Source organism: Mycobacterium sp. NAZ190054 (genome assembly GCF_001545925.1).
GTDB lineage: Bacteria > Actinomycetota > Actinomycetes > Mycobacteriales > Mycobacteriaceae > Mycobacterium.
This window is the reverse complement of sequence record NZ_LMVQ01000176.1, coordinates 1-7,728: the sequence shown is the minus strand read 5'-3', so window position 1 is coordinate 7,728 and position 7,728 is coordinate 1. Positions and strand designations below refer to the sequence as shown.

At 65.0% G+C, this 7,728-nt stretch carries 9 protein-coding genes; 6 read left to right on the top strand and 3 right to left on the bottom strand.

The window, feature by feature from the left end:
* Positions 1-917, top strand: a 917-nt coding sequence (locus tag ASJ79_RS33185; protein WP_369803669.1) for an SLC13 family permease, incomplete at its 5' end; no start/stop codon positions are given.
* 40 nt (positions 918-957) lie between these two features.
* Here ASJ79_RS33185 and ASJ79_RS13980 read toward each other — a convergent pair.
* The 3 genes from ASJ79_RS13980 to ASJ79_RS13970 form a co-directional block, all read right to left on the bottom strand.
* The gene (locus ASJ79_RS13980; RefSeq protein WP_156448438.1) at positions 958-1,311 is read right to left on the bottom strand and encodes a hypothetical protein; all 354 of its coding nucleotides are present in this window, start codon (positions 1,309-1,311) and stop codon (positions 958-960) included.
* 230 nt (positions 1,312-1,541) lie between these two features.
* Positions 1,542-2,288 carry an SDR family NAD(P)-dependent oxidoreductase gene (locus tag ASJ79_RS13975; protein WP_067956087.1) on the bottom strand — a complete coding sequence of 249 codons (747 nt, stop codon included), beginning with the start codon at positions 2,286-2,288 and terminating at the stop codon, positions 1,542-1,544.
* Between the two features lie 69 nt (positions 2,289-2,357).
* Positions 2,358-3,263, bottom strand: a complete 906-nt coding sequence (locus ASJ79_RS13970; RefSeq protein ID WP_067956085.1) for an LLM class F420-dependent oxidoreductase — start codon at positions 3,261-3,263, stop codon at positions 2,358-2,360.
* Positions 3,264-3,499: 236 nt separating this feature from the next.
* Here ASJ79_RS13970 and ASJ79_RS33925 point away from each other — a divergent pair, with 236 nt between their 5' ends.
* From ASJ79_RS33925 to ASJ79_RS13945, 5 genes are all read left to right on the top strand, one after another.
* Positions 3,500-3,964 carry an Rrf2 family transcriptional regulator gene (locus ASJ79_RS33925; RefSeq protein WP_067956083.1) on the top strand — a complete coding sequence of 155 codons (465 nt, stop codon included), beginning with the start codon at positions 3,500-3,502 and terminating at the stop codon, positions 3,962-3,964.
* Positions 3,954-4,805, top strand: coding sequence for a helix-turn-helix transcriptional regulator (locus ASJ79_RS13960; protein WP_067956081.1), 852 nt, complete (start codon positions 3,954-3,956; stop codon positions 4,803-4,805). The genes ASJ79_RS33925 and ASJ79_RS13960 overlap by 11 nt, the downstream gene beginning before the upstream one ends.
* A gap of 111 nt (positions 4,806-4,916) precedes the next feature.
* Entirely contained in the window at positions 4,917-5,660 is a 744-nt protein-coding gene (locus tag ASJ79_RS13955; RefSeq protein ID WP_067956073.1) for an SDR family NAD(P)-dependent oxidoreductase, read from the top strand.
* Between the two features lie 18 nt (positions 5,661-5,678).
* Positions 5,679-6,074, top strand: a complete 396-nt coding sequence (locus ASJ79_RS13950; RefSeq protein ID WP_067956072.1) for a VOC family protein — start codon at positions 5,679-5,681, stop codon at positions 6,072-6,074.
* Positions 6,075-6,076: 2 nt separating this feature from the next.
* Positions 6,077-7,060, top strand: a complete 984-nt coding sequence (locus ASJ79_RS13945; protein WP_067956071.1) for a saccharopine dehydrogenase NADP-binding domain-containing protein — start codon at positions 6,077-6,079, stop codon at positions 7,058-7,060.
* Positions 7,061-7,728: the final 668 nt, after the last annotated feature.

Sequence of the window (7,728 nt, the reverse complement as noted above, 5' to 3'; positions counted from 1 at the left end):
CACCACCAACCTGGCCGTTTCTTCTCGAAACTCAGGTGAGAACTTCTGATATTTCTTCGCCAACCCAGTTCATCCTTTCCAGACCGACCCTATTTGGTCCGCAGTCCGGAGAACAGAGGGCACGCCAGTATCTACTTTTCGGCCGCTCTCTGCGCCGCCAACGCCACGCCACCGTTTCGCTGGCCTGCCACACCGCCACCGGCAATAGTGGCGACGATCCTCAAACACGCAGTGCAGAAACACTGTTCGAGTCAGCATCCGCGGCAACCGAGACACCCGGATCCCCACCTGACGCCGCCCCCTTCACCGGGATGCAGCGCCTCACCGCCGCGTCCATCGCCGCTCTGGCGGCGCTGGTGATCGGTGGAACGCTATTGGGTATGGAACCCGACGTCGGCACTCTGGGCTTCATCCTCGGCGCCCTGCTCTGCGTGATCGATCCCGCGCTGTCCAAGGCCGGCATCGCCCGCATCGATTGGCCTACCGTGCTGTTGGTGTCGGGCATCATCACCTATGTCGGGGTGCTGCAACACCTCGGGGCCACTGACATGCTCGGCCAGGTCGCCGCTGACATGAATGCCCCCATCCTGGCAGTGTTGTTCGTGTGCTGCGTCGCCGGACTGGTATCAGCGTTCGCCTCCACCACAGCCATGCTCGCCGCCCTGGTGCCGCTGGCGATCCCGCTGGTGGCCTCCGGTGAAATACCCGGCTGGGCACTGATCTGCGCTATCGGAATTTGCGCCTCCATCGTCGACATCTCGCCGTTCTCCTCCGTCGGCGCCGTGCTGGTTGCTTCGGCACACGAACCGGACCGACCGCGCATGACCCGGTTGCTGACGCGGTGGGGCCTGTCCTTGGTGATCATCGGGCCCGCCGCGGTGACGGCCGGGCTGGTGCTGCCCGCGATGGTCCTGTAACGCTGATCGCACCCACCCCATGGTCGTGGTCTTCGCCCCTCTAGCAGACGAATTCGATCCGCAGGAACACCAGACCGGCTAACTGCGGATCAAGTTGGGGCATGGTGGCGGTCAGCAGATAGTGTCCGGGGACCGGGGAGGTAAGCATGACTGTGGCATCGCCGCCGGCGGTGCCGGGCCACTGGCCGCCGATGTGTTCGCCGTGGTGGGAGAACTGGAACGTCACCGCCGTCGGCGTCAGCGGTTGGTCGTCGAACTGCACTTCCACGCTGTCGAACCTGCGTCTGTCCAGCGGGCGGCGCGGCGCCGTAACGATTGCGCCGGTCCAAAAGAAGAGGGACTGCTCGTTGGCGGTGCGTCGACAGATCACCAGTTGCGTGTCGGGCAATGCCAACGGCTCATCGTTGATTTCGACACTGGCCAGCGCCTCGGCTCGACTCGGTGGCGGGGAGCAGCCCCCCAGTAACAGCGCAGCCGCGGCTAGGGCCAGAAGGGCCCCGTGATAGCAGATCCAATGTCGCGACCTCCGTCGTGGTGTGGAGGGGGTCGCGTTGGGCCACCGGGGTGATACCAGTGCCTCCGCCAACATCTGTCCCACTGGATGGGTTGCCTCAGTCCGGCGGCTCAAATGTTGGCGCCGCCGTCGAGGATGAGGTCCGAGCCGGTGAGGAATGACGATTGGTCGGAGGCCAGGAACACGGCGCCGGCGGCGATCTCCTTGGCGTCGCCGAGTCGGCCGAACGGTGTGGTGATGCTGGCGGCTCCCTCGTCACCGAGTTCTTCCAGGACGTTGCTCATGCCAGGAGTGGATACCGGTCCGGGGCACAGCGCCGAGACGCGGATGCCACGGGGGGCCAGTTCGAGTGCCCAGGAGCGGGCGAAGTTGCGGATCGCCGCCTTCGTCGCGGCGTACACGCTCATTCCGGGCTGACCGCTGATCCCGGCGATGGAGGACATCAGCACCACCGATGCACCCTCGGGAAGCAGCGGTAGGGCTTTCTGCACGGTGAACACCAGGCCTTTGACGTTGTCGTCGAAGGTGGTGTCGTAATGCTCCTCGGTGATCTCGGTCAGGCCGATAGGACGTCCGCTGCCGGCGTTGGCGACGAGCACATCGAGACGGCCGCTGCGTTCGGTGATGGTGGCATACAGTGCGTCCAGGGAGGCGAGGTCGGAGACGTCGCCGACGACGCCGGTGACGTCAAAGCCGGTGTCGGACTTGATGTCGGCGACTGCGGCGTCGACCACCTCGGTGCGGCGTCCGGTCAGGTACACCTGGGCGCCTTCTGCGGCAAAGCTGCGGGCGCTCTCCAGGCCGATGCCAGAGCTTCCGCCGGTGATGAGTGCGACCTTGCCGTCGAGTTGTCCCATGGTGTTTCTCCTTAATCAGTGATCGTGCAATGTGGTGGGTGGGTCGAAAAGTTCGGTGGTTGCCGGCTCTCAGCTGAGGTCGATGTGGTCGGCGAGCTGCTTGAGCAGGGGCTGCAGCGTGTCCTCCCCCAGACCGGCCAGCAGGGTCCGCGACACCCCACGTTCGGCGAACTGCTGCAGTTGCGCGACGACCCGATTGAGGGCACCGGTGTCACCGCCGGCCGCGCCACTGAGTTCGGCGGGGTCACCGGGATAGGGCACGGTCACTTCGATACCGGCAGGATCACGTTGCAGCCGTTCGGCTTCGGCGTTCATGATGTCCAGCAGCGGGGCGAGCTGGCGGGGATCGGTGATGCTGGGGAAGTAGCCGTCGCCGATCTCGGCGGCTCGGCGTGCCGATCGGCGGGAACGGCCGCCGATGACGATCGACACAGCGCCACCGGCTGGCTGGGGCAAGCTGATGGCGTTGTCGAAGTGGGTGTAGGTGTTGTGCACGCTGGCTTTGGTGTCGCGCCACAGGGCGCGCATCGCTTCCACGTAGTCGTCGTGCCGGCGGCCGCGGTCGGCGAACGGGACGCCCACCGCGTCGAACTCCTCGGCGAGCCACCCCACCCCGACACCCAGCAGTAAACGTCCGTCGCTGAGGACATCCAGGGTGGCGGCCTGTTTGGCTAGCACGACTGGATTACGTTGCGGCAGCACAATTACCCCGGTACCGAGCTTGATGTCGCGGGTGACGGCAGCAGCGAAGGCCAGCCAGGTCAGTGGGTCGGCGATCTCGACCTCTTCAGCCCCGCCCATCATTTTGCCGGATTCGTCATACGGGTATTCGGTTTGGTAGCCCGAGGGCATCACGACGTGATCAAGGGCCCACAGTGACTCCAGTCCCAGCTCCTCAGCTAAGACGGCAGTGGCGCGGGCCTGCGCTGGGCTGGCTCCGGCACCGACATTGACGGCGAACAGTCCTAGCTTCATGACGTGAGATCCTCTGCCTCATCGAATGTTTCAAGGTGCCGACGTGACGGCCAGCAGCTGACGCCGCAGTCGCCAGCTGCTCGGCGAGCGTGACGCTATGGCGGGAGTTGTGCATGGGCCGACCAAAACAGCTTTGTAACTGACCTTGTTACAGGTAACATACGTAACCGGGTTGGTTACAGTCAAGTCGAAGGTCGGGACGACCCCCCCGACCAGGAGCGGAACAGGTACTCGGGATGAGCACGAACAACAGGATGAGTTTGGCGGTGCACGTGCTGACGTGGATCGCTTTCGATCGCCGGGGCTCCGACAAAGAGGTTGGCACCTCACAACGCATCGCGACCAGCGTCAACACCAACCCGGTGGTGATCCGGCGATCTCTGATCGACCTCCGCGAAGCCGGTCTGGTGGAGTCGAGCCGCAGCCGCGGTTGGACGCTGACCCGCGATGCGTCGAAGATCACTCTGCTCGAAGTCTACAACGCCGTCGGCGGCGGTGAGATCTTCGGCATGCACGCCTCCCCACCTGACGCCGAATGTTATGTGGGATACGGGATTCAACCCGTACTCACCCGCGTCTACGAACGTGCTACCACCGCATTGTGCGAGTCGTTGGCCGCCACGACCATCGCCGACATCCTGCGCGACACCATGGCCGAATTCGAAACCGGCACCGCAGCGGAGATCAACTGTGGTCCCTGACACCTCGCCGTCGGCTGGTAACCAGCTCGGTGACTTTCTGCGCGCGCAGCGGGCCAGGCTCAGCCCCCACGAGGTCGGCCTGCCCGCCGTCGCGGGCAGACGCGTGCTCGGCCTACGCCGCGAAGAGGTCGCCGTCTTGTCCGGAGTCAGCGCCGACTACTATGCCCGCCTGGAACAAGGCCGCGAACGCACCCCCTCGGCCCAGGTCGTCGACGCGATCTGCCGCGCACTGCACCTGACGGCGGATGCACGCGAGCATGCCTTCCGGCTGGCCAGACTCTCCCCCACCGCCGAACGCACCGCCGAGACCGTCAGCCCGGAGCTGCTGCAGACCATGGCCGCATTCCCCCAGGCGGCCGCCTACGTCACCAACCCGGCCTTCCGGGTTCTGATCGCCAACCCCGCCGCCACCGCCCTGATCACCCCACTGCAGCGGCGCGACCCCAACGTCCTGGCCGCATTGTTCCTCGACCCCGCCGCCCAGGACTTCTACCTCAACTGGAGCGATGTCACCAAAGCTTCGGTCAGCGCCCTGCGGCTGTCCCAAGGCTCAGCTCCTGCCGACCCGGAGGTCGCCGCGCTCATCGCCCGGCTGCACCGCGACAGTGCCGATTTCCGCCAGCTGTGGGACGACCACGCCGTGGCCGGCCTCACCGTCACGCAGAAGAAGATCCGCCACCCCGACGTCGGGATGCTGGAGCTGAGTTATCAGACCTTCGATGTCCGAAGCAGCCCTGGCCAGCAACTGACGGTGGCCACCGCGGCACCCGGATCGCCGAGTGCGGACGCGTTGGCCCTGCTGGGAGCACTCGACGCCACCCGCCGACACGAACGCATCTAAAGGTCACCTCCGACGGTTCCTAGGTGCAGCGCACCCAGGAAGACGCGCCCTTCCCCAGCAGTGGCGACGCCGGTTGACTCGGTGTCACCACCACGTCTGGAAAGGCACACCATGAGCATCGCCCTGATCACCGGAGGCAGCCGCGGTATCGGCGCAGCGACCGCACTGGCCTGCGCCCGCCGCGGCATCGGCGTCATCCTCACCTACAACAGCAATCCCGACGCCGCCGCCGGTGTCGTCGACCACATCACCGAAGCCGGCGGCACCGCGGTGGCGTTGAAACTCGACGTCGCAGACAGTACGTCGTTCCCGGCATTCAGAGAGGACGTCCGCGCTGCACTGCAAAACACCTGGGGCCGCACCGAATTCGCCTACCTGGTCAACAACGCCGGCTACGGCCTCTACAACCCGATGGCCACCGTCAGCGAAGAACAGTTCGACGGACTGTTCAACGTCCACCTCAAAGGACCGTTCTTCCTCACCCAGACCTTGCTGCCACTGATCGCCGACGGCGGCCACATTGTCAACATGACCAGCGCCACCACCCGCGTGGCCACCGCCGGAGTCGCGCCCTACGCCAGCTTCAAAGGCGGGCTCGAAGTGCTCACCCGATACCTGGCCAAAGAACTCGGCGACCGCCGAATTCGCGCCAACTCCATCTCACCCGGGGCCATCCGCACCGAACTCGGCGGGGGCCTCAACGACGAATTCGAAGCCCTCCTCGCCGCCCAAACCGCGCTCGGGCGCGTCGGTGAACCCGAGGAGGTCGGCACCGCCGTGGCCAGCCTCTTGGCCGATGACAACCGCTGGATCAACGCCCAAAACATCGAAGTCGCCGGCGGCTTCAACATCTAACCGGGAAAGAGACCTACCATGCTCGACCACATCTTCCTGTCGGTGAGCGATCTGGATCGCTCCATCGCCTTCTACACCGCAGCACTCGCGCCTCTGGGCATCACCACCCGCCTGGACTACGAGGGCAAGGACGGCCCACCAGGGCACCCCGACCTCAAGGGTTTCGGCGCCCACGGACGGATGATCTTCTGGCTGCGCCACGGAACGGTCGAGGGCCGTGCCGCGCACGTCGGCTTCGTCGCCGACAGCACAGCGCAGGTCGACGCCGCCTATGCGACCGCCATCGCCGCCGGCGCCTCCGACAACGGACAACCCGGGCCGCGTCTGCACTACGACCCGCGCTATTACGCCGCCAATGTGCTCGATCCCGACGGCTATAGCCTCGAATTCGTCTACAAGAGTTGGCAGCACTGACCATGCCCACTCTGATGATCTACGGAGCCACCGGCTACACCGGGCGCATGGCGGCCGAACACGCCGCCGCAGCCGGACTCGATCTCGTCCTCGGTGGGCGGAACCACGCCCGCCTGGCAGCACTGGCCCACGAACTCCAGGCAACCCATCGAACCTTCGACCTCGACAACGACAACGCAATCGACACTGCGCTGTCGGACATCACCGTCGTCCTCAACTGCGCCGGGCCGTTCATGCGGACTGCGAAACCACTCATGCAAGCCGCAATCCGCACAGGGACTCACTATCTCGATGTCGCAGCCGAACTCGACAGCTACCACCTGGCTGAGGAACTCGACTCGACAGCCCAGGGCGCTGAAGTCATGTTGCTTCCCGGAAGTGGCGGCAGCGTCGCCATGCTCGGCTGCCTGGCCGGCCACGCCGCACAACGCGTCAACAACCCACAGCACGTCCACATCGCGCTGCACGTCGCCGGATCCATGTCACGGGGATCAGCCATCAGCGCCGCCCAGAATCTCACCACCGACTGCCTCCGGCGCCTCGACGGTCAACTCGTCGCTCGTAACCCCGATGACCGCCGGGACTTCGACTTCGGCTGTGGAGCGACAAGTTGTTCTGCAGCAACACTTCCCGACCTAGTGACCATCTGGCGGGCCACAGCCATCCCCCACATCGAGACCTTCGTGTACGTCTCCGGAGACGCCTTCCCGCAAGGTGACCTCGCTGCCCTTCCCGACGGCCCGTCAGCCGAGCAGCGGACGGCCGATCGCTACCACGCCGCCGTGGAAGTCATCGGAGCGGACGGCACGGTGGCGCGGTCGGTCCTCGACACGGTGAACGGGTACACCTTCACCCCCCTGGCCGCAGCCGAAGCCGCCCGACGAGCTCTACGCGGTCAACATCACCCCGGATTTCAGACCCCCGCAGCGCTGTTCGGCACCTCCTTCGCCGAGACCATCGCCGACACCCGAATCACGGACCTGTAAACGGGCGCCTTGCGGTCCCGCCCGGCAGGCCGGCTGCCCACCGTACGGTCTCCACCAACGGGCTAACTAACTAATGATCAGCTTGCCAGCCGTATCGATGGCGGTGAGCACTGCCGCAGTTCTCACTCAAATGTCCAATTGGACATCGTCTGGACATTTCGGTTGAGAAAAGGACATTAAACTTGAGAAGCCACACCATCGATCATGCTGCTCGAACATTTTCACACCATCCGGATCGGCGCGGCGCACTTCCTCATGTGGGTGACTGTATGCGCCGACAATCTGCCTCGTCGTGCGGTCAGTAGGCGGCACCACCTCGCCCTGATGAGGGAGCTCAACTTGCGCAACACGGTACTGATTCTTCAGATCGAGGAACGGGTTTGGGCGTGCGACCCACCGCGCGCGACGATCAATCTCCATCCAGGAGTCGGTGCCCTACTCCAACCTTGCGCCATGCCCCACACCGCTCAGCACGTGCCGACTATTCGAGGCAGTCATATCCGGCGGACACAAGGCCGCACGGTTCATCGGCCAGTACGTCGGAGGTTCCCCAGTTTCAGTGGACACCTGAGATAGCGGGACGGTGTCCTGCTGGAAGGATGTCGACATGTCGCGGACGCGTCGGTCGTTCACACCGGAGTTCAAGGTGGAGGCTGCTCGTCGGGTGA

Bases quoted from the DNA above. Each gene is read 5' to 3' on its own strand.
- ASJ79_RS13950 (WP_067956072.1), top strand. From the start codon at position 5,679: ATGCTCGACCACATCTTCCTGTCGGTGAGCGATCTGGATCGCTCCATC.
- ASJ79_RS13975 (WP_067956087.1), bottom strand. From the start codon at position 2,288: ATGGGACAACTCGACGGCAAGGTCGCACTCATCACCGGCGGAAGCTCT.
- ASJ79_RS33925 (WP_067956083.1), top strand. From the start codon at position 3,500: ATGAGCACGAACAACAGGATGAGTTTGGCGGTGCACGTGCTGACGTGG.
- ASJ79_RS13945 (WP_067956071.1), top strand. From the start codon at position 6,077: ATGCCCACTCTGATGATCTACGGAGCCACCGGCTACACCGGGCGCATG.
- ASJ79_RS13970 (WP_067956085.1), bottom strand. From the start codon at position 3,263: ATGAAGCTAGGACTGTTCGCCGTCAATGTCGGTGCCGGAGCCAGCCCA.
- ASJ79_RS13955 (WP_067956073.1), top strand. From the start codon at position 4,917: ATGAGCATCGCCCTGATCACCGGAGGCAGCCGCGGTATCGGCGCAGCG.